Below are 22,439 nucleotides of genomic sequence, written 5' to 3'. Positions count from 1 at the left end.
AGCATGACCTGCGACCCGGACTAGCGATGCCCGTCCTTGAACCATCCAGGATGCGTAAACCAGTAAGCCTCTCCGCCTTTGTCGTGCAGTTTGGCGTCATATCCTCTCAGAACTGTCCGTCTAGCGGTGTTAATAATAGGATACCAAAGCCAAACATCTTCGTAGTTCTCGTAAAGCACCTTTTCAAGTTCCCAATAAATTTTTTGCCTCTTTTTTAAATCCAGCTCTTTTTTACCGGCTTCGATGAGAGTGAGGGCTTTTTCATTATGGCTTCTGCCATAATTGAAGCCGCCGTTTGGGTGATAGAGGCCGGTGGCTATCATGTCCGGTTCTTTGATATAAGCCCAGCCGCCTGAGGCCAGATCATACTCGAGGTTTTTCGATCGATCCGAACTGGCTGCTGCGTCCAAGGAATCCACCTGCCAAGTGACGCCCACTTCGGCCAGCATGGCTTTTAAGGCTTCCGCCAGGTTCACCTGCCAGGTTGCATTGCCCATATAGCCTTTTATTTTCAGGCCCTTTTGATAACCGGCCTCGGCCAGGAGTTTTTTCGAAAGTTCGGGATCGTAATGCACTGGTTTGAGATTTGGATTATGACACCAGTGATTTTCATGATACATACAGCTGGCGATTATACCCTGCCCTAACTGCAGTCCATGAAGCAGGGCCTTTCGATTGATGACATGGGAGATGGCCTTACGTACCCGGATATCCTTACATGGCCCCTTGGCATGATTAAAACTCAAGGCAACGAGGTGATTCCCAATTTGGCTGGTGATATTGAATCGGGGGTCTTTTTTCAGGGCTTCAAACTGCGTCGGGCTGAGAACCATGTAGTCAATTTTCCCGGCTCTCAGGTTGGCCAGTCTGATTGACTCGTCGGGAATGACATAGATCATTATGCCATCAGGGTAAGGCATGTCCGGGCGGCCGATACTCCGGCCGAACCACCAGTTAGGATTACGTTTTAATCTTAAAAAGTTCCCCGGACTGGCCTTTTCCAGCATGTATCTTCCAGAACCAACCGGGTTGGTATCCACGTCTTTGGCGCCCTTGGCTATGGCCGCCAGTTTTGACATTTCTTCTTCAAATACGGCCACTTTTTTTCTGGCTTCCTTTACTGCGGCGGCTGCCTTATCAGCTTCGGCACCTCCCTTGGCTACAGCCTTCCTCGCTTTCTTTTCTGCCTGGGCTGCCTTATCGTTAGCTTTCTTGAGATAGCGAGTCAGTTTTTTGATTTTCTTCATGGCCACGTCCCCTTCCAGGGCTTTTTTGGATATCATATATCCGGGAGTCGTGGCCATCATTCCTAAAAATCCGGCCCAGGGTCTTTTAAAGTTCCACCTGACTGTGTATTCATCCACGACTTCGATTGACTTTATTGGCTCAACCCAGGCCCTGGTCCAGCATCCATTTCTCTTGTCTTTAATATAGTCAATCAAGTACTTCAGACTTCCTGCGTTGAAGTCGGATCCATCGTGAAACTTGACGCCTTTTCTAAGATTCATGACACATGTAGTCGGTTCAGGATACTCATAAGATTCCGCCAGCCAGAGGAAGGTGGGTTGATACTCACCATCAATATAAACCAGCCCTTCGTACATATTCGTTATAGAGACCCAGTCAAGGACCGGCCAGTGGTTGGGATTCATCAGCCCGATGTAATTCGTCGAAGCTGCATATATATATCCACCGCGTACCGGTTTATCTTTTTCATCATCCCATTTCCACCATAGCGGTTTGGGTTTGTCCTTTGTCCAAACCCAGCTCGATATAATTTCCGCATCCTTACCTGCAGCGGTCGTGCTCAACGGGGCTGTCAGCAGTAAGAGGAAGAACATACCCAGAACACCCGCGCCGATAAAATATTTATTTTTTATTTCCATGCTCTTCCCTCCTAATTTTTATGGGTGAAGCTGTTGCAAATTATGTATCCGGTTTAGACGCGGAACGATGCCATGCGTCAATCTTAATGAGTGTTTAATAAAACCGAGATTACCTGGCTTGACATGATAAAAGAGATGTTTCGAAACGCCTTAAGGTTTTCCAATCAGGAAGTGTATGGTCCTGTTTTCTTTAAGAAGCAGGCATCTCAGGAACCAGTAGCGTAGATTGGTTTAAACAAAATGGCTGCCTTCTCAGGGACTGAATGATCTTTTTCAGAGTATAAAACAACTCCTCAGGAAATCCAGATTTATCGCTACTTCAGGTTCCTGAAATTGTTTATACTTTTAGCTTCTTGCTTTAAAGATATTTAAAAATTAGTATGACTGATTACTGTTGTCAAGGAATTTTTGATGTGGGTGTGGGAAGGGGAGCATACATCGTATCCTCATTACGTAAAGAACTTCAGATATCCAACCCTGGTTCGGCTGGAAGGCATCCATGTGCGTTTAGGCTATATTTCATGCAGCGCTTTAAGGCCGGGTCAACAGCTACCTTTTCCTGAAGCCAAGCCGCTCATACTGTTCAGGCGGGGTATCTGTTTCTTCCATCAGCCGGACGAGGTGGTTGATCATGGTTTGCTCAGCTTCAGGGTCATTAATAGGACTTTCCTGCCCGGGGTCATTTTCCAGGTCAAAAAGCATGGTTTCAAGTTTGATGGGGTGAGGTCGGCGTCTTTTGATTTTCATTGTGCGGCAGCCTTTGGTGAAGGAAAATGGTTCTTGAAGCTGGATGTCCTGAAGCGCCTTCACCGAGAAGGTATGTAGCATATTGGTCGGCATCAGGGTATATTCATAACATGGGTCATTGTCTGGCGCGGCCGGTCCTCTCATATAAACATACCGGCCATCGGTAACGTTAACGTGAGCGCCGTGGAGCCCAAACAGGCCGGCTTCCCGGACCGGTGAGTCTTTAGCGATGGTATTTTTAAGCGGCCTGCCTTGCATATTCTTGGGTATTTCTTTTTTAAAGAATTCCAAGATCGTTGGCGCAAGATCAACGGTCTGAACGAGAGAGGTTCGCTTTTCACCCTTCCTGGCGCAGCGAGGGTCCCAGATAAAGAAGGGTGTATGCGCGACTTCGTTGTATATTGGAGGAATCATCTTGGCCCACCACCCGTGTTCACCCAGGAGGAATCCATGATCCGTATTGACAATGAGCATGGTGTCCTTCCAGAGGTCGAGTTCGTCCATGAGGTCCAGGACCCTGCCTAAATACTGGTCGCACATACTGTGAAGTGCGGCCGACTCATACCTGACATGCTGTACCTGCTCCGGTGTCTCCTCCACTTGTTTATAATTCGGCCAGTCAAAATGGGGACCATCGTATTCATGCGGGTAGAGGTCTCGGAACTTCTGAGGCGCGATATAAGGTTCATGGGGGTCGAAGGTCTCGATATGGAGAAACCAGTTGTCCTGCTGATAATTGGTTCTAATGAATTCCATTCCCATGGTAAAGGTCTTGGCCTGGGGTGTTTCTTCCTCCTTCTGCATATAGGGACGGTTGGCCCAGTTTATGCGGGTCTCTCTGCCCAAAACCCGGTCAGGTCTATCCGGCTCCGCCACAATCCCTTTCCAGGGGTCGTTTTCTTGACCGCGTGAGTTTTCCCAGGAGCTGTAACGGGTGTGGTAGGTCCAACCCCCTTCTTCCCAGTAATGATAGTTATCGCTCACCAGATGGGTATAGACGCCGGAATATTTTAAAATTTCTGGCATGGAGTCGTCAAAAGGTTCAAGCGGCCCCCAGGAGCGGTGAAGAAAATTGCAGCGCCCGGTATGGATCTCACGTCTCGCAGGGATAGTAGCCATGCTCCCAACGTAGCAGTTATCAAAAGTCACGCTTCTTTCAGCTAAGCGTTCGAAATTGGGCGTATGAACCCAATCGCACCCGTAAGGCGAAAGCATGCGGCGGTTCAAGGAATCATACATCACCATGATGATCTTCATTTTGAGCTCCTTTCTTTATTGATATATTTCAGCTTTTTTTTACTGCCCTTTTTTTTATTCCATCTAATCTGAATACGGCCGCGTTAATAATTCCTGATCAGGCTCCAAAGCCGCGGCCCAGGGCGCTCCATCCGGAATGGGTTTGCCTTTGTTCTCAGCGAGCCAATCGGCATAGAAACTCCGGCCCGTTTGACGCAGACGATTTAAATAACCCTTGAAGGCCTGGCTGTTTTCGTTGGCGTGAAAGGAGCCACCCTCCTTCATAACCGTCCACCCGGCCGCCAGGCCTCCATGATTGACCACGCCTGTATGGATACCGAACCGGCCTGTCCAGCAGGCCGAGCGCGAGGGAAGACATGGGGCGTCCGAGGCATAACAGTTATCAAAGCGGACGGCCTCAGCACAAATCCGGTCTATGTTTGGAGTGGTCTCTCGCGGATAACCATAGCAGGACAGGTGATCCGGTCGAAGTGTGTCAATATCAATATAAAGCACCCGCATAATTAAACCTCTTTTAATGAGTCCTCCATATTTAAGTAAGTAAAATGAGGTTCCTGATTGTCGCCTTTGTTTTTATCTATGAGGACCGATTCAAGTATTTTAGACTTCAATATAGCACGCGCTTCAGCTAGAGTAAAACATCTGAATTTCTACCAGATGGTTTTGCAAATAAACTAGAGTATTCATTCCTGATCTTGCTACTATCCGGCCGCAGTATTAAGGCAACAGGATCAGTGATCCGGTAATCGAATAATTTGTGCTTTGGCTAGGATTTTGGTAGACTGGCTCATCTTGGGAGAGTATTCTTTAATAGCTGGCCGTCTAATTTCCTAATGGTAAGGCTCAAGCCAGACGATTAGGTTTTATAACGGGCGGCTGATAGATGGCTGTTCATATTTTAAGAAGGTCTGATAGTAATGAAGGTAAAAATCCTTTGAGATTTTAAGCGAATTGAAGACATAAATTATGGACATCAAAGACCTTTCAGAATTCATTCGGAAAAATTCCCTTTTCTCCATCTATACTGATGAAGAACTGGACGAATTAATGAAGGCGGCTGAGCTGAGATCAGTGGGCGCCGGAGAGATCATCTTCGAGCAGGGAGATCAGGGTGACAGATTTTATATTGTTTACAGCGGAAAGATCAGGATTGTTCAAAAGAACGAGAAAGGACAAGAGGTCAATCTTGGCGTCCGGACCAGAGGCGATCATTTTGGCGAGACAGCCCTGATCAGGGAAGGCACTAGAAATGCTACGGCGCGGGCTACAGAAGACAGCATTCTTATTGCTATAGACAGGGAATCGTTTAATAGCTACCTCTTTGCCCGGCCTGAGCTGAGAGAATATTTCGATAAATTCATCAGGAACGCCTCCATTCATCAGTTCTTAAAGACATGTACTAATCTTTCAGAAGTATCGCCCAAGGACCTTCAGGAACTGGCTCGTCAACTAAAGCCCGAATTTTATGAGGCAGGCGATGTGGTCTTTAGGCAAGGGGCAAAACCGGATAAATTTTATCTTATCGAAACTGGCAAACTCAAGGTTGTAAGGTGGGAAGATAACAAGCAGGAGACCATAAATTTTTTACGGGAGGGTGACTTTTTTGGTGAAAAAGCCCTTTTAGAAGAGACGACAAGATACGCGGATATCGTTTGTCTCACCAGCTGCCATTTATTTTCTCTAACCAGAGAGGCCTTTGACGCCCTGGTTCAAAAATCTCCCAAGATCAGGAAGGTAATTGAAGACAGGATTAAATCCTATCTTACGGACAAACCGCCCATACCTTATACCGAGTTAATTAAACAGGAGTTGGCCGCCCTCAAAGAAATCAAGGTCGAACAGGAGGTTCCTGAAGAAGAGATAGTATCACCGAAGGAGCGTAAAAAGTATTTTAAGACGCTATCATCTGCTTATCGCAGACGTATAAGCTTTCCTATTATGATGCAACATGACGAGATGACCTGCGGCACCACCTGCATCGCGATGATAGCTAAATATTACGGGAAAAAGTTTTCATCAAGCCGATTGCGGGAACTGGCTCATGTTGACCGGAGCGGATCTTCAATGGCCAATCTGGCTTCTGCCGCCGAGCAGTTAGGCTTTTCCACTCGGGGGCTCAAACTTGACTATGACGCCTTCATGTCAGTGCATCTGCCTTGTATCGTGCACTGGCAGGGATATCATTATATCGTTATTTACAAGATCAATAAGAAACATGTTTGGGTCGCAGACCCGGCCAGCGGTCTCAAGAAGTATGATAAAGAATATTTTTTAGAAAACACCACCGGTATTACCCTCACCCTAGAACCAACTCCAGATTTTGAAGATCAGCCTGAAGATCAGTCTTCCTTAAAGAGGTTTCTTAACTTTGTTCTTCCTTATAAATTGATCTTACTTGAAATTTTCGTTGCCTCTCTTTTGCTGAACATCTTTGGCCTGGCCACCCCGATTTTCACGCAGAACATTGTGGATAAGGTTTTGATACACCAGAACATCTCCATGCTTAATATCATGCTGGGCGGGATGCTCATCGTTCTTGTTTTTCGTGTGCTGACAATGGTTGTGCGGCAGTATTTAATAATCCATACCAGCATGAAAATAGATTTGACGATGCTCGTTCTTTTCTATAAACATCTGCTCGCTCTTCCGCTGGGCTATTATAAGGTCAGAAAGATTGGCGATTTCATTACCCGCTTCGGCGAAAATATGAAAATACGGAACTTCCTGACCAATACCGCTCTGACCATGGTACTCGACTCAATCCTCATCGTCGTCTATCTTTCCCTGATGATTTATTACAACATGCAGCTGACTGTTCTTGTCCTTCTTCTTATACCGTTATTTATTATACTAACCTTGGTTTTTACTCCTATTCTTAAGAGGCTCAACATTGATTCCTTCGCTGCCAGAGCTGAATCTGAATCCCATTTAATCGAGTCCATAAATGCCATAGATACCGTTAAAGCCATGAATATTGAAGTCCCAACTCGGTGGAAATGGGAAGATAAATTTATAAAGAACATGAATATTGATTATAAACTGTACAATACCGGAATGTATTTCAACTCTATCGGTGAATTTGTGGCAACTTTGAGTACGACCCTTGTCCTGTGGTATGGCGCTCAGAAAGTCATCCAGGGAGCGATGAGTGTGGGAGAACTGATGGCCTTTATGGCTTTGGTGGGCAGCGTGATCACCCCGATCAACCGAATCATATCCACCTGGGATGAGATACAGCAGATCTTGGTTTCTGTGGACAGACTGAACGATGTATTTACGGCCAAAACTGAATTCCCGGCATCCATTGAACAATCTACCGAATTAATTCTCAAAGAGCCGCGGGGTGAGATCGAGTTTGAGCAGGTTTACTTTCGTTACGGCGGGGAGGATGATTCCTATATCCTTTCTAACATTACCATGAAGATAGACCCCGGGCAGACGGTGGCCGTTGTCGGGCGAAGCGGTTCCGGAAAGACCACGCTGGTAAGGCTTATTGCCAGATTCTACGATGTGACAGAAGGGAAAATTCTTTTCGACGGGCATGATATAAAAAATGTCAATCTTTCCAATTTAAGACGATTAATCGGTTTTGTCTTGCAGGAAAATTTCATTTTCAACGGTACGATCAGAGAAAACATATCGGTCGGTGATTCTGATGAAAATATAGAGAAGGTTATTGAGACGGCCAAACTAGCCAACGCCCATGAGTTCATTTCAAATCTTGCCTTGGGTTATGAAACCAAAGTTGGGGAGAGCGGTCTCCAGCTTTCAGGCGGTCAGAAACAGAGGATTGCCATTGCACGCGTTCTTTATGCCAATCCTAAAATTATTATCTTTGATGAGGCTACAAGTTCACTCGATACTGAGTCTGAACAGGCCATACAAAAGAACTTGAATGCCATGCTAAAGGACAAAACAGCGATAATTATTGCTCATAGATTGAGCACGGTAAGAAATGCCGATAATATCATCGTGCTGGACAATGGCGAAATCGTGGAACAAGGGGCACATGAAGAGTTGATGAGTCAGGAAGGATTGTATCATTACTTGAACTATCAGCAGCTTAATCTGTAGTATTGAAAGCTCAATGGAAGAGAAAGATACAGAAAAACAAGAGCAGGAACAGCCGGAAATCTTTGAAGTGACTCCCGCGGAGTCTCCTTCTGAAAACTACCTTGTCATAGAGAACCTGCAAAGGATGCCCAGCTTGTTCTCAAGAGGCCTGCTTTACCTTGTCTTGCTGGCCTTGTTGACGGCCTTGATTTACTCCCTGGTCAGCAAAATTGATCTCGTAATTGAATGCATGTCTGTGGCGCGGCCCACCTCACATAAAATAAGATTGCTTTCCGATAGAAATGGATATATAGAAAAAGTCTTTGTCCAAGAAGGTCAAACCGTGGAGAAAAACGCTCCACTTTTCCTCATCCGCTCAAAAGAAGCCCTGACTTACCGCTCAAGAATTGAAGAGCTTCGCGAGGCTATTCCGTTTAAAGGACAATATTTCGATACGAAAATATCTTCCGTCCTGGATGAATTAAATCAATTGAAGAGTAATTATGAGAGTTCATTGCAAATGAAAAAATTGAAACTGGAACAGAACAACCTGGCCCTTAACTCTATAACCTCCGATCTCAACTACTGGCACAAAGAAATTGAATTATTGAATTCCGATTTTAAGAATGTAGAAAAATTACTGAAAAGCGGCGTTATTTCCATTCGGGAATATAATTATACCAAAAGTAAGCTTGAAAAGGCTCGCACCGAGGTAGAGAAACTCATTTCAACAAAAAAAATAACTCAAAAAGAAAATAAGATTATTGAAGGTCAAATAGAAAAAGAGAAAGTAAACTTAACAAACTCGACCACGATTCTGCAAAAAGAGATTAAGAATCTAGAATTAGAAAGACAAACTTCTCTCAACACCATGCAGAATGAGTTGGAAATGAAAGAAAAGATGCTTTCAATGCAGGATGGCTCCTCATTCAAAAGCATAGATGCAGGCAGAAATGAAAATATGGTTAGGGCCGAGAATGCAGGAATAATTTCAGAGCTTTACTTTAGAAATCCAGGTGAGTATGTTAGAGAATCTGACCTGCTCTGCACCATTCTTCCTGTAGATAGTCCTCTCTATATGGATATTACCGTGGCCAATAAAGATATCGGCTTTATTGAAAAAGGCATGAATATAAAATATAAAGTTGATGCCTTTCCCTATACTGATTACGGGATTCTATTAGGCCGAGTTTCAACCATAGCCCCTTCTGCTGTTAACGAACAAATGTTCGGCATGGTCTATCATATCCATGGTTCTCTGGATAAGGCGTATTTTGAGATTAAAGGAAAGACCTATCCTGTCAAGGCAGGCATGACCGCGAAAGCGGAACTGGTCACGAAAAACAAAAGCCTTTTTTCCATTTTGTTTCAGAAATTTAAAAAATGAAAAAATTGAGTGGAGGTGATTTAGATGAAAATCGTATATTCGCATGATGCCGTTACTCCGGAAGAGGTCATTAAATTTCTTTCGCTGACACGTCAGTCCGGCCCGCTATTTCGTGAAATCATCAAGAACAAAGAGGTGATTAAAAAGGCAGAAGAGCTGAACCTGGAGGTTTCAGATGAACAGCTGCAGGACTTCAGCGACAATTTTAGAAAGATCTGCGGCCTCTATACAGTGGAAGAAACCATTGACTTCTTTGAGAACAATGGGCTAACTGAAGATGATTTTGAGGCCTTTTGTGAAGCCTCCTTGTTAACTACCGCCGTGAAAGAGCACCTGGCCCCTAAAAGCAAGATTGAGGAATATTTCGTCAACCACCGGTCCGAGCTCGATTTGGCTAGGATATCAAGCATAATGGTCAAAGATGAAAACCTGGCCAATGAAATCGTGCTTCAGGTAACAGAAGAGGATGAGGATTTTCATGCCCTGGCAAGGAGACACTCCTTGGATGAAAAAACAAAATATGCCGGGGGTTATCTTGGTTATGTTTCGCGAGATATGCTTTGGCCTGAAATGGCGGCCAAGGCATTTAACGCCGCCGAAGGCGATTTGGTCGGCCCATTTCCAATAGAAGATTTTTTTCAGTTGATCCTGATCGAGGAATTAAGAAAAGCCGAGCTGAATGAGGAACTCCGGGAGGTCATCAAGCAAAGAATCTTTGATGAATGGGCTTCTCAATTTTTTCAGGAAGGGATAAAGATTACAGATTGATTAGTTCCTGATTTGACCCCAACTCAATTGAGTTCACCTTTTGCTCTCCCTCCAAACTCAGCGGCAGGAGTCAGGAGGAAGACAGAAGGGTCTCGGGCACAATAATTTACTATTTAAGGAGGGAATTAGATCATGGCCAGAACTAAGGAAGAAATCGAAGTGGCAGTGGCAGAGGTGGTTGACTTTTTGAAAATTAACGGACAATTCACGCCCGCTTTACAACAGGTGGTCGAAAGAAAAATTACAGCCAAGGCGGCACGGAAGAACGGAGCAAGGGTTTCCACCAAACAGCTTCAGAAAACATTTGATACCTTTTGCCATTTGCGCGGCTTGATTAAGGCCCGCGATACTGAGGTCTGGCTCGAATCCATGGGCATTTCCTTAGAGGCCCTGGAAGCCTACCTGGAGACAAACATCCTTGTCAGTAAATTTAAGGACCAGCTTTATAAGAAATCAGACTCTGTTAAAAAATACATGTCATCACCAGAGGTAAAAGAAACAATCCGGGAATTAACCTATCAGGACTGGCTGACAAAACAGTTAAAATAACCTGAAATAATTTGAACTGCCAGAGAACGCCGGTCTCTTCTGACCGTAAAGAACTTGGTGCGCCATTTCCATGGCGACAACCTCGGACGGATTGACTATGTCTTTCCCGGATGTATGCCTCACGCCGCCATCTCCACCTGGTTCTCCAGTTCCGGTACCTTATCCCAATTTAGGCGGTTCCTCTGATGATCCTTCCGGATCGAAGGACACCAAGTTGCAGTATCTTGTTACAAAATCAGATGATTAAATGATAAAATTTCGGCGGAACGGATTATAATTAAAATTTTGGTAAATATTGCTGATTATACCGGTCCTAAAAAATATGTTCCGATAAAATTCATAAAACTGCTTTGTGGCTGTGGCTTCCGTCCATGATATTTTTCCGTTCTCTCTCAAATAGACCGCTCATTCAACCCCATCTTCAGCTAAAAAAATGATGTCTTGAATAAGTTCTGGCTCTCTAGGGCTTTGAGCTTCTGGAAAGGCAGGCCGCCTTACAGGAAGCTCCTCCTGCTCGGTAAGGCTTGGCCGTGATGGTCGTCAATCTCTCAGGCAAAGCTTGACATACCCAACCGCTCTGTGGCTTTATTTTTATTCTGAATGGATTAATTGAAAGGAAGATTTTTTTTATATGGTCCTAACCGAACAGATTCACATGACGGTTTATGCCTCGTTATTTGCCGCTTTGACCGCTGTGGGGGCCTTAATTTCGATACCGATTGGTCCTGTGCCCATTGTTCTCCAGAATCTTTTTGTCCTTCTGGCCGGCCTGCTGTTAGGTAGCCGGTGGGGCCTGGCCTGTGTGGCTGTGTATCTCCTGGCCGGGGCCTGCGGGCTTCCGGTTTTTGCCGGTGGCACCGGAGGAATAGGACGTTTTGTTGGGCCCACTGGCGGCTATCTATTAGGCTACCTTCCCACGGTTTATGTGGTAGGGATCATATCTGAAAAATCAGGAAGCCGCCTGGCCTTTGATCTAGTGGCCATGGTCTGCGGGGTTTTTATCGTCTATGCCTGCGGTCTGACTTGGCTTAAGATACTAACCGGCATGACTCTGGGCAAAACGCTGGTCGTGGGGATGTATCCTTTTCTTCCGGGCGATGCCTTAAAAATTGCTGTGGCCGTTCCTATTATTAAGGCCGTGCGGCCGGTTATTAAAAGAAAATAAGTGAAAGAGTCTTTATGAATATTATTGAGATTGAAAATCTCAGCCACCGTTTTACTGATGGCACCTTGGGCGTTGACAATATAAACCTGGCCATTAAACAGGGAGAATTTGTGGTTATTGCCGGCGTGAATGGTTCGGGCAAAACAACCCTCTTAAGGCACCTGAACGGGCTTTTATTTCCTGATAGAGGTAAGGTCAAGCTGTTTGGAAAACCTGTCTCAGATAACCCGGCTAAAGCCAGGCAGACTGTGGGGATGATCTTCCAGGACGCCGACAGCCAGATAGTCGGCGAAACCGTCTATGACGATGCCGCCTTTGGGCCTGAAAACCTTGGTCTGAGCCAAAACGAGGTTAAAAGGCAGGTCATGGCCGCCCTTAAGGTTGTGGATTTATTGAAACACATGCACCAAAGACCACACACCCTTTCGGCTGGAGAGAAGCGCCGACTGGCTATCGCCGGCATCCTGGCCATGGAACCCAAGATACTTGTTTTCGATGAACCTTTTTCCAACCTCGACTACCCTGGCATCAAACAGGTTCTCTGGCAGATCATTTCTTTGCATCACTCCGGTCACACCATTTTAGTTTCAACTCATGACATCGAAAAGATTATCGCCCATGCTGATCGCCTCATAATAATGCGGGCTGGCAGAGTGGTTAAAGATGGACCGCCGCAGAGCCTGATTAAGGGCATAGAAACCTTTGGCGTGCGTGAACCATGTACTTCCCGCTTGGGCCTCGGGATCAAATCATGGCTGAGCTGACAACCTTTTATTACCGTCCCGGCCGTTCCATCCTGCATAAGCTGGATGCTCGGTTTAAACTTATCTTTGTCATCCTGATCAGCCTGGCCAGCTTATGGGCTGGCTTAACCGCGCTTGCAATTTTAAGTGCAGTCTTTGCCCTTTTGATATTGAACATTCGTCTGCCGGTTAAATCTTCCTTAAAAGAGCTTCGATACTTTTTTGTCCTGGTTATGTTCGTTTTTCTGGCTCGGGCCTTAGCCGCCTCCGGCTCGCCCGTCTTTAAAATTGCGTTTATTTCTGTTTCCCCACAAGGATTATATGAAGGTCTTCTCATTGGCTGGCGGCTTGTATTAATCGCCATGCTCGGATTATTTCTTATTTCAACCACCCGATCATCAGAGATCAAAGCGGCCGTGGAATGGTTCTTAATCCCTTTCGGGTTTATACCCGGCCAAAGGGTTGCGACCATGATGGGTTTAATCATGAGATTTATCCCTCTTGTCTTTGATCAGGCCAGAATGACCATTGAGGCTCAGAAGGCCAGAGGGGTGGAAAACAGGAAGAATCCTTTTTACAGGCTGATAAAGCTGATCATCCCGCTTCTTCGTCGAATTTTTGAAAATGCCGATAATCTGGCCCTGGCCATGCAAGCCAGATGCTACAATGAAAACCGGACACCTTCCCGGCTTTCATCCAGCCGGGTGGATTGGCTGGCCTTGATCATGGTCGTGAGCTTGAGCATCTTGATGGTTGAACTTTAGATACACCTGTTTCCGAAGCGGAAAACTTTATTTTTTGATTATGCTTTTAGTAAGGTATTTGAGTCTCTTGATTGAACCTGAAAAGCAAAAAGCGGATGGTCTTTCAGGGCCGATCCTTTTTATAACGGACCCTGGAATTGAGTCAGCCAGTCAAGAAATAAAAATGCTTTGAACATGGAGGTGCATAATGGCCAAGGCAGAAAAAAGAATAACCGCCCCGGCAGGCTCGCCCTGGGCGAGAGGAACAGCCTTTGTGGATGGTGTTTACGTGCCTCTCGATCAGGCGAATATTTCAATTCTTGACCCGGGCTTTCTGCATTCGGATGTTACCTAGGATGTGGCGCATGTTTGGAACGGAAGCTTTTTTCGGCTGAAAGATCACATCAGGCGTTTCCAGGCTTCCATGGCCGGATTGCGTATGAGCATCCCTTATGGCGCCGACGGTATCGCCGCCGTCATGATAGAGTGCGTGCGCTTGTCAGGTCTGTGCAAAGCTTATGTAGATATCATGTGTACTCGCGGCTTCCCGCCTTCAGGCTTGATGACGCGTGATCCGAGCCGGGCCCTCAATCGCTTCATGGCCTTTGCCATGCCTTTTGTGTGGATTGTCTCGAAAGAAGTAATGGAGCGCGGCGCTCACCTGATCATCTCCAGAGGTAAAAGAAACAATCCGGGAATTAACCTATCAGGACTGGCTGACAAAACAGTTAAAATAACCTGAAATAATTTGAACTGCCAGAGAACGCCGGTCTCTCCTGACCGTAAAGAGCTTGGTGCGCCATATCCATGGCGACAACCTCGGACGGGCTTGTACGTTTATCAATATGCTTAATTATTCTTTTCTATCAGGTTCAGAACGCTTCATGAAAAGACTTGACAAATAAATATATATTAATCTATATTGATTAATATAATTAAATTCAGAAGCCGCGCCAAGGGCGTTTTGATGGCAGCTGGCAGGGGGGAAATCGCCGGTCAACCCTTGAATCACGGCTGTCTCGATTAGCATCAGTTGTAAAAACGACTCAAACCCCGAGAGGCGTCGTTTTAAAAGGAAGGCATGAAGCATGGCCAGGATTAAAATCAAGGACCTGCCAGAGGGTCAGAAGATAAGCAAAGCGGAGATGAGAGAGGTTTTTGGGGGCGTTATGGTCTTTGCGTCTTCATCTAGCATCCTTTATAAAGGAAGTGGAGGATTGGCTATGTCTTTCCCGGATGTATGCCTCACGCCGCCATCTCCACCTGGTTCTCCAGTACCTTATCCCAATTTAGGCGGTTCCTCTGATGATCCTTCCGGATCGAAGGACACCAAGTTGTAGTATTGTTCTAAAATGGGATAGTTAATTAAATCTATCTTAAAAGACTCTGGCTTTAAGCAAGGGTGAGTATTATTCTTATTAGGTGCATCCAGGGGAATTATTTACAACCAGATAACAATACGGAGAAAGGAAAGGTTATTATGCCAAGAATCAAAATCAAAGACCTCCCGAAAGACATGACCATAAGCAAGGAAGACATGAAAAAGGTGACCGGGGGAGATCCTGGGTATGGAAGAATAGGGCAGTATTTGTCGAACCCATGGGTTCTAAGCGGAGTTGTGGCCACAGCCATTGCGATTCCGCTCGCGATTGATAATGCAGACGACCGCAAACCCGAGAGCTAAGCTTATCCTCCTGTTATAAAGCCTTAAAAAACATCATTTTAAGTCAGACCCGCCTGATTGAAGAGGAAACTACGATCCTTAGGCAGAGCGATCTGAAGCTGTGAGATTTTTGATTAGTAGCGGCAGCTATGGTCAGGTTAAAGATAAAAAATTTATCCAAGAGCCTGAAGATAAGCCAGGCCGAAATTAAAAGGTTAAGAGACAGCCACAACCGCATATATTTTCCTCAACACGTCCATTTTCAATCCCAAAGTAGTATTTCGCGGCCTTATATTCCGAAATCAATCCCCCAGGTCGTCATCCTTCCCCGTAAGCATGATTACATCAACGCTCTTTATGATGCCATGCCCGAGGGATCATTCATTGAACGCCCGCTTAGCAAGAGCCTGCAGCCTGACAAGGTTGACATCCTTCATCTTCACTTTCCCGAGCATTTGCTGGTTTGTAGCGATCATGATCGAGCCCAAAGGGAATCCGAATATTTGAAGTTCATTAAAGAAGTTGGGCGCAGTCCGATTCGGGTTGTCTGGACCATGCACAACCGCCTGCCGCATAGCGGCGATCCTGAATGGGGCAGAAAATTATATCGAGCCTGGGCCGCAGTCGCGGATGGTGTCATCCACCATAGCCACTGGGGAATGGAATTGATGAGAGTTGAGTTACCTTACAAGCCTGAGGCTCAACACGTGATCATCCCATGCGGCCACTTTGGTGAGCAGATGCCGACCATTAAGCCGAGAGGAACTTTAGAAAGGGAATTAGGCCTAAAACCTTGTACAATGCGCTTCGGTGTTCTCGGTCGGCCTCAGAAGGAGAAGCAGGTCGAATTGATTACCAGGGCTTTTCATAAAGGCGCCAGGCAGAATCAGCAGCTTCTGGTAGCTGCTGTCACAAAAGATATGGAGCTGCCCGATGATCCGAGGATTATCCCCATTTATCGAAAAGGATGGTTGAGTCGGGAAGAAATTGCCTGCCATGTTCGGGTGTGCGACGCCCTGGTTTGCGCCCACACCGGTCAGACCTACCTTACAAGCGGCCAGGTTGCCGATGCCGTTGGCGTAGGGATTCCGATGCTGGTTGGGGAGTGGGGCTTTTTCAGGGAAATCATGGGAGATGCCGCCTGGTACTTTAATGGCGCCGAATCGGACTTGGCGCAATTATTCGGCCATATCACCTCGACCGATATAGAAGCGGGAAAGCGTGCCTCAACCGCTTTACAGCATAAATACTCATGGCCTTTAGCCGCAGCAAAGACGCTTGCGCTGTTTAAAAAACTAGGCTGAACACTCTATTCAATTGGTTAACAAATCATTATATCTTAGTTAAGAAGGAATAAACAGGATGGTAAAGGTTAAAACGAGAAGAACATTAGAGGAGCGCTCGCCCTGGGCGAGAGGAACAGCCTTTGTGGATGGTGTTTACGTGCCTCTCGATCAGGCGAAGATTTCAATTCTTGATTCGGGCTTTTTGCACTCGGATGTTACCTAGGATGTGGCGCATGTTTGGAACGGAAGCTTTTTTCGGCTGGAAGATCAATACCTCACGCCAGTTGACTACGATTAAGGTGTCATAGTCGCCTTGATGATTAATAAGGAGTCTTCAATAAGATGAAACTGGTAATTACTGTTGTTGAGATCAAAGGCAGCTGCCCTGTTTATAAGATTGGCGACAGAATAACGCTTCAGAACGGCTATATCCTGGATCCGGCCGCAACAGACACGGTGTGCATGCATTCTTTAGCTTCCATATTGCCTTATTATGTGGCCCTTTCCAGAGGCATAAAGGCCGCGGATTTAAACCTCTCCCGTGGAAATTCAGATGATGCCTACGTGCAATGCCTCGATCCGTGTGAAATAACGGGCGGCGGAACCGTGCGCTTTAAAATTTCTCGGCTGGAAAATTCATAGCTAAGGTAGGCGCCAGAGGAGATGAGGGCTGTGATCGTCACGGGATGTAAGGAGTAATGAAACAACCGGAAACAGATACAGGGAGGAAGGGATGAAAGCCATTGTCAAGACCAGGAGGGAGCCGGGCATCGAGGTGCTTGAGGTAGATGTACCCGAAGTAAGGGAAAACGATATTCTGGTCAAGGTTGCGGCCGGGAGTCTCTGCGGCAGCGACGTCCACTACTATGAATGGCTTCCCGGTTCTCAGTTCATCCGCGTGCCTGTTATCCTGGGACATGAATTTTCAGGAGAAGTCGTCAGGGTGGGCTCTGAGGTTGGCGTGGTAAACGTGGGTGACCGGGTTGCGGCCATGCCTTCTATGCCATGCGGCCGCTGTGCCAGCTGCCGGACAGGCCGTGGGGATTTGTGCGCCAACCGGCTCGTTCCAGGTCTCCTTTCCGATGGTTTCTTTGCCGAATACGGGCGTCTGACTGCTGGCGCCAACATCTTTAAGCTCCCAGAAAATGTGAGCTATGAGGCGGCGGCCCTTCTTGAGCCTTTTTCCGTGGCCCTGAATGCCATAGACATTTCAAACCTGAAGATAGGCGGTCAGACGGCTGTGCTCGGTCCGGGTCCTATCGGGCTTTTCACCTTGCAACTCCTGAAGGCCGGCGGAGCGAGTCTGGTCATGATGGCCGGAACCGGCGCTGATGGAAAAAGGCTTGAACTTGCAGACAGACTTGGCGCGGACGTAGTCGTTGACGTGGAAAAAGAGGATCCGATCACAAGGGCCTTGGATCTCACCGGGACAGGACTTGACCTCGTCTTTGAGGCAACGGGAAACCCAAAGTCTGTTTCCCAGGGCCTCAGCATGGTTAAACCGGGCGGCAAGGTGGTCCTGATCGGGATTCATCCGGGACCGGCTGAGTTTGACCCGACTCCCATGGTAAGAGGCAGAAAGATTATCATGGGCGCCTATGCCTATGACGTGCAAACCTGGGAGCGGGCCCTGGCCATCATTTCTTCAGGCCTGGTTCACCCTGAAACAATCATCACCCATCGGCTTCCCCTGACACAGGCTGAAAAGGGCTTTGACCTGGCGATCAAGAAAGAGGCGGTCAAGGTGCTTTTTAAACCGTCAGAGGATTAACCCTCACTGGGCAGATCAGCTAGTTATAGAAACATTCGTAAACGTCCTAATTAAACTTCTCCCTCAAAACGCGCTTAAGTATCTTACCGGTTGGTGTTCTGGGGATGGAATCGGTAAAGGCAACTTTCTTGGGGATTTTGAATCTCCCGATTCTACCCTGGCACCATTCGATTAGCTCCTCTTCGGTGAGTTTCTCCCCTTCTTTGACCACCACCACGGCCTTGACCGCCTCGCCCCATTGATCATCCTGGTAGCCAATGATGCCTACGTCCTGCACCTTGGGATGACCCAGAAGCGAATCCTCGATCTCGGCAGGATAAATATTCTCGCCGCCGGAGATGATCATGTCCTTTTTCCGGTCCATGATGTAGAGGAATCCGTCCTTGTCCCTTTTGGCGATGTCCCCGGTGTAAAGCCAGCCGTCCCTGATAGTCTCGGCCGTGGCCTCAGGCTTGTTCCAGTATCCTTTCATCACAATAGGCCCGCGCAGTAAGACTTCTCCTAATTCTTCCGGCCCAACGTCTCGGCCCTGGTCGTCAACCACACGGATGTCAATATGGAAAAAAGGCTGGCCGCACGATCCGACCCTGAATATGGCGTTTTCCGCATCGAGCACGCTGCCCGAGGGGCATTCGGTCAGGCCGTATAACTGGCGGACCTCGATTCCAGCTTCAGCATACTCCTTGATCAGGGTTACCGGTACGGGCGCGGCATAGACCAGAATGATTTTGACCGAGCTCCAATCATACTTATCGAAATCAGGCACGAGCTTGAGAAATGACAGAAGCGCAGGCACTGATCCAAAGCCGGTGATCTTCTCTTCCTGGATCAATTCAAGGAATCGTTTGGGGTCAAAGCTCCTGAGTAAGACCATTCGCGCGCCTAGATGGACAAACATGGGCACACCTCCCAGGGCCCCGATGTGGAAAAGAGGCAGAGCCACCAGACTGGTATCGCCCATTTCCCCCAGGGTCACCGCCATGGTCACTGAGACCCAGAAGTAGTTCAAGTGAGTTAGTTCAGCGCCCTTGGGCCGGCCGGTCGTGCCTGAGGTATAGAGAATGGTCAAGGTGTCGTCATCACCGCCAGTGATCTCCGGCTCCTCGTCAGACATTTCGCTAATCAATGTTTCGTATGACCTGGCCCATTGCGGAGGGGTATCCGAGATGGCGATAAGCTCTTTAGCCGGAATGCTATGGCGGAAGGAGTCCACGACCTCGAAGTATTCCCGGCCGAACACGAACACCTTGGCATCGCAATCTGAAAGGATATACTGTATCTCCGGCCCGGCCAGCCGGTAGTTGACCGGCACCAGAATCGCACCGATCTTTCCCAGGCCAAACAGCATGTCATAATACTCCGGCTCGTTCAGAGCCAGGATGCCAACTCGATCACCATGGCCCACCCCAAGAGACCGCATGGCATGAGCGACCCGATTGGCCCGTGCGTTAAGCTCTGAGAAATTGCGGCGTATGTCCTCACACACCAAGGCTTCCCTGTTCGGGCTTAAGACAGCCCTTCTGGTCATAATCTCGCCGATATTGATTCTCATGATATCTATCTCCTTTACCCTCCAAAGTTAAGGGTTAGTGTTTTTAAAGTTTTGTATCAAGCCCTTTGCATTGCCAGACCACGTTGCCGTTCATGTCAATCAGGGTGGTACCTAGGTCTCGGGCCGGGGGAATGGTATATTCATTGAAGTATTTCTCAAGGTAGTAGATTGCCGTCTTGTTGGATGTATGCCTGGATAGCCCATCCTTTCCTCCTTGTCGTTCATTAATTTTTGGTAGAGGTACTTTATATCAGAATAAGCTTTCTTTTTCAAAATATCTCAGTTAAAAGGGTCTCGGCTTGATTGTAAGCTCAGGTTTCTATATTCTCATGGTACCAATTGTTAAGAGGAAAGCTTATGGGCATGACCATGGCTGAGAAAGCTCTGGCTCGCGCCTCCGGGCAGGGACGTGTGGAGGCCGGTCAGTATATAACGGCGATCGTGGACCGGATGATGGCGCATGAAGCCTTTGCCCCATGTGCCATAACCCTCAAGAGGTTGGGTGTAAAAGAACTCTACGATCCTGACCGCGTCATCGTCATTCTCGACCACTATTTCCCCGCGCCAACGGTGAGAATGGCCGAAGGCCACAAGTTGATTCGGCAGGCGGTGGAGGAGTATGGCATCAAGCATTTCCTCGGTCATGCCGGGATATGTCACCAGGTAATGTGCGAGGAGGGCTACGTCCTCCCCGGTCATTTGATCCTGGGCACGGATTCTCACACCACCACCTATGGCGCTTTTGGCGCGGCCAGCGCCGGGATTGGTGTCACCGAGATGAGTTATGTCCTGGCCACCGGTGAACTCTGGATGCGGGCGCCGCCTACGATTCGTTTTGATCTCAAAGGGGGACCATCTCCTGGAATCATGTCCAAGGATATTATCCTTTACATCGCCGGTGTATTCACCACAGAGGTGGCCCAGTATCGAGCCATCGAGTTTGCCGGGGAGGTGGCGGCAAGAATGAGCCTGGCCAGCCGCATGACCCTGTCCAACATGGGGGTGGAACTCGGGGCGAAGTTTGCCTTTTTCGAGGCTGACGAAAAGACAACCGAGTATCTCAAAGGGCGGACCAGTGAGGAAGCCAGGACCTTTGGTCCGGACCCGGATGCGGAGTACGAGGCCATACACACCGTGGACATTACCGGTCTTGAGCCACAGGTCGCCTTACCTGATAATCCAGGTAATGTCGAACCAATCTCTGAGCTCGTTGACCAGCCGGTGGATCAGGCCTTCCTTGGTTCGTGCACCAATGGACGGCTGGAGGATCTTGCGGTTGCCGCGCAGATTCTTAAGGGTCGGCAGGTGAACCCCAGGACTCGGCTTCTGGTGACTCCAGCCTCTCAAGAGGTCCTTCTGCAAGCCACCAGGGCCGGGTACACCGAGACCTTTCTGCAGGCGGGCGCGCATATCACCCCGGCCGGATGCGGCCCCTGTCCCGGTGGCCACATGGGTTTGCTGGCCTCGAACGAGGTTTGCGTCTCCTCTACCAATCGTAATTTCCGCGGCAGAATGGGCTCGCCAGAATCCCAAGTGTTTTTGGCTTCCCCGGCGACCGTAGCAGCCTCGGCCATAACGGGTCGGATCACGGATCCGCGCCGGTTCTGGTCCGAAACCACACTATCGTGAGGTGCACCATAGATATGATTAGCAAAGGTCGCGTCTGGAAGTTTGGCCATGATGTTGATACAGACGTCATGGCTCCTTGGAGTTCTCTCACCGAACCGTGGGAGGAACGCCGTAAGGTGATCCTACACATCCGGCCTGAGTTTGCGGAGCAGGCCCGGCCCGGTGACATCATCGTGGCCGGAAGGAACTGGGGATGCGGTTCCAGCCGCGAACAAGCGCCTGAGAATCTGAAAAATCTGGGGATCGGCGCTGTGGTCGCCGAATCATTTGGCCGTATATACTTTCGCAACTCCGTGGCCATCGCCTTCCCGAACATTGTCTGCCTTGGTGTCCATGACGTCTTTGAGGAAGGGGATGAAATGGAACTGGATCTCAGTACAGCGCGAGTGCGCAACCTGACCTGTTCGACTGAACTTCAGGGTCAGTCCTATACGGCGGAGATGCTGAACATATTGGAAAAAGGCGGCCTCTTGAACGTCCTGAAAGAACGTTTGCTAAACAAGGCAGGAGGTTAAAGATTATGGAAAAAAAACGAGTGGTGGTCATAGAAGGTGAGGATGCCTCACCCGAGGCTGTCCGGCCAACTGTGGCCTTAATTGATAAACTGAACCTTGGGATCGAATGGGTGCGCCCGCCGGTGGGTGATGAAGGCATGGCTCGCCATGGTTCCGTCTTCCCTGAGGAGGCTCGGCGCGCCATTGACGAGTCAGATGCGACGCTTTTTGGGGCCACGAGCGGCAAGAGCGCCTTGGCCCTTTTTTATCTGCGCTGGGGAAAATCCACCTATGCCAATGTGCGGCCAACCCGGTGGCTGCCGGGCTATAAAAGCCCACTGACCAACCCGGAAGGTATAGATTTCGTGATCGTGCGCGAGAATCTGGAAGACCTGTATTTAATGGTAGAAGGTGATGTGGAGGACCTCAGCTCGTTAAATCTCACCAGCCCTATCACGCGGCGTAAGGTGGCAGAGATGGGTCCTGGCCGGTTTGGCCTAAAGGTGATTACGGAAAGCGGGACGAGGCAGGTGGTGCGCTTTGCCTTTGAACTGGCTCAGCGCCGTAAGGCCAGCGGGAGGCCGGGCAAGGTTACTTCCGCTACAAAACATAACATGCTGCCTCGCAGTGATGGTCTGTTTCGAGAGGTGGCACAGCAGGTGGCTGAATCCTATCCGAACATAACATTCGAATCGCTTATTGTGGACAATTTTGCTCATGTGATGACTTCCACGCCCCAGAGCCTG

Annotated in this window: 22 protein-coding genes; 18 read left to right on the top strand and 4 right to left on the bottom strand. The window is 48.1% G+C overall.

Annotated elements, in window-relative coordinates:
• Nucleotides 1-20: 20 nt before the first annotated feature.
• The 3 genes from JRI95_05475 to JRI95_05465 form a co-directional block, all read right to left on the bottom strand.
• Nucleotides 21-1,886: an ABC transporter substrate-binding protein gene (locus tag JRI95_05475; protein MBW2061000.1), complete on the bottom strand. Its 1,866-nt coding sequence runs from the start codon at nt 1,884-1,886 to the stop codon at nt 21-23.
• A gap of 549 nt (nt 1,887-2,435) precedes the next feature.
• Entirely contained in the window at nt 2,436-3,890 is a 1,455-nt protein-coding gene (locus JRI95_05470; protein ID MBW2060999.1) for a sulfatase, read from the bottom strand.
• A 63-nt stretch (nt 3,891-3,953) separates the two neighbouring features.
• A complete protein-coding gene (locus tag JRI95_05465) occupies nt 3,954-4,391 on the bottom strand; it encodes a sulfatase-like hydrolase/transferase (GenBank protein ID MBW2060998.1) in 438 nt (145 codons plus the stop codon).
• A 465-nt stretch (nt 4,392-4,856) separates the two neighbouring features.
• Here JRI95_05465 and JRI95_05460 point away from each other — a divergent pair, with 465 nt between their 5' ends.
• The 15 genes from JRI95_05460 (at nt 4,857) to JRI95_05390 (ending at nt 18,018) form a co-directional block, all read left to right on the top strand.
• Entirely contained in the window at nt 4,857-7,964 is a 3,108-nt protein-coding gene (locus tag JRI95_05460) for a peptidase domain-containing ABC transporter (protein MBW2060997.1), read from the top strand.
• A 13-nt stretch (nt 7,965-7,977) separates the two neighbouring features.
• Nucleotides 7,978-9,330, top strand: a complete 1,353-nt coding sequence (locus tag JRI95_05455; GenBank protein ID MBW2060996.1) for an HlyD family efflux transporter periplasmic adaptor subunit — start codon at nt 7,978-7,980, stop codon at nt 9,328-9,330.
• A 24-nt stretch (nt 9,331-9,354) separates the two neighbouring features.
• The gene (locus tag JRI95_05450) at nt 9,355-10,098 is read left to right on the top strand and encodes a peptidylprolyl isomerase (protein ID MBW2060995.1); all 744 of its coding nucleotides are present in this window, start codon (nt 9,355-9,357) and stop codon (nt 10,096-10,098) included.
• Between the two features lie 132 nt (nt 10,099-10,230).
• On the top strand, nt 10,231-10,647 hold the full coding sequence (locus tag JRI95_05445; GenBank protein MBW2060994.1) for a hypothetical protein: 417 nt from the start codon (nt 10,231-10,233) through the stop codon (nt 10,645-10,647).
• A gap of 64 nt (nt 10,648-10,711) precedes the next feature.
• Entirely contained in the window at nt 10,712-10,894 is a 183-nt protein-coding gene (locus JRI95_05440; protein ID MBW2060993.1) for a DUF4150 domain-containing protein, read from the top strand.
• Nucleotides 10,895-11,278: 384 nt separating this feature from the next.
• A complete protein-coding gene (locus tag JRI95_05435) occupies nt 11,279-11,812 on the top strand; it encodes a biotin transporter BioY (GenBank protein MBW2060992.1) in 534 nt (177 codons plus the stop codon).
• Nucleotides 11,813-11,826: 14 nt separating this feature from the next.
• The gene (locus tag JRI95_05430; GenBank protein MBW2060991.1) at nt 11,827-12,576 is read left to right on the top strand and encodes an ABC transporter ATP-binding protein; all 750 of its coding nucleotides are present in this window, start codon (nt 11,827-11,829) and stop codon (nt 12,574-12,576) included.
• Nucleotides 12,564-13,319 (top strand): energy-coupling factor transporter transmembrane protein EcfT, encoded by a 756-nt coding sequence (locus tag JRI95_05425; protein MBW2060990.1) that lies wholly within the window; start codon nt 12,564-12,566, stop codon nt 13,317-13,319. Before JRI95_05430 ends, JRI95_05425 begins: the two co-directional genes overlap by 13 nt.
• Before the next feature lie 187 nt (nt 13,320-13,506).
• Entirely contained in the window at nt 13,507-13,653 is a 147-nt protein-coding gene (locus JRI95_05420) for a hypothetical protein (protein MBW2060989.1), read from the top strand.
• A 69-nt stretch (nt 13,654-13,722) separates the two neighbouring features.
• Complete coding sequence (locus JRI95_05415; protein MBW2060988.1) at nt 13,723-14,040, top strand: hypothetical protein; 318 nt, start codon at nt 13,723-13,725, stop codon at nt 14,038-14,040.
• Between the two features lie 346 nt (nt 14,041-14,386).
• Nucleotides 14,387-14,638, top strand: coding sequence for a DUF4150 domain-containing protein (locus tag JRI95_05410; protein MBW2060987.1), 252 nt, complete (start codon nt 14,387-14,389; stop codon nt 14,636-14,638).
• 140 nt (nt 14,639-14,778) lie between these two features.
• Nucleotides 14,779-14,982 carry a hypothetical protein gene (locus JRI95_05405; protein ID MBW2060986.1) on the top strand — a complete coding sequence of 68 codons (204 nt, stop codon included), beginning with the start codon at nt 14,779-14,781 and terminating at the stop codon, nt 14,980-14,982.
• Nucleotides 14,983-15,110: 128 nt separating this feature from the next.
• A complete protein-coding gene (locus JRI95_05400) occupies nt 15,111-16,265 on the top strand; it encodes a glycosyltransferase (GenBank protein MBW2060985.1) in 1,155 nt (384 codons plus the stop codon).
• A 324-nt stretch (nt 16,266-16,589) separates the two neighbouring features.
• Nucleotides 16,590-16,889 (top strand): TIGR04076 family protein, encoded by a 300-nt coding sequence (locus tag JRI95_05395; protein MBW2060984.1) that lies wholly within the window; start codon nt 16,590-16,592, stop codon nt 16,887-16,889.
• A 91-nt stretch (nt 16,890-16,980) separates the two neighbouring features.
• Nucleotides 16,981-18,018 (top strand): alcohol dehydrogenase catalytic domain-containing protein, encoded by a 1,038-nt coding sequence (locus JRI95_05390; protein MBW2060983.1) that lies wholly within the window; start codon nt 16,981-16,983, stop codon nt 18,016-18,018.
• A gap of 46 nt (nt 18,019-18,064) precedes the next feature.
• Here JRI95_05390 and JRI95_05385 read toward each other — a convergent pair whose 3' ends face one another.
• Entirely contained in the window at nt 18,065-19,570 is a 1,506-nt protein-coding gene (locus JRI95_05385; protein MBW2060982.1) for a long-chain fatty acid--CoA ligase, read from the bottom strand.
• 357 nt (nt 19,571-19,927) lie between these two features.
• Here JRI95_05385 and JRI95_05380 point away from each other — a divergent pair, with 357 nt between their 5' ends.
• The 3 genes from JRI95_05380 to JRI95_05370 form a co-directional block, all read left to right on the top strand.
• Nucleotides 19,928-21,199, top strand: a complete 1,272-nt coding sequence (locus tag JRI95_05380) for a 3-isopropylmalate dehydratase large subunit (GenBank protein ID MBW2060981.1) — start codon at nt 19,928-19,930, stop codon at nt 21,197-21,199.
• A 14-nt stretch (nt 21,200-21,213) separates the two neighbouring features.
• The gene (locus JRI95_05375) at nt 21,214-21,714 is read left to right on the top strand and encodes a 3-isopropylmalate dehydratase (GenBank protein ID MBW2060980.1); all 501 of its coding nucleotides are present in this window, start codon (nt 21,214-21,216) and stop codon (nt 21,712-21,714) included.
• A 5-nt stretch (nt 21,715-21,719) separates the two neighbouring features.
• Nucleotides 21,720-22,439, top strand: a 720-nt coding sequence (locus JRI95_05370; protein ID MBW2060979.1) for an isocitrate/isopropylmalate dehydrogenase family protein, incomplete at its 3' end; no start/stop codon positions are given.

The sequence above is a fragment of the Deltaproteobacteria bacterium genome, assembly GCA_019308995.1.
In the GTDB taxonomy this organism is placed as follows: domain Bacteria; phylum Desulfobacterota; class Desulfarculia; order Adiutricales; family JAFDHD01; genus JAFDHD01.
This window is presented reverse-complemented; position numbering and strand designations above follow the sequence as displayed.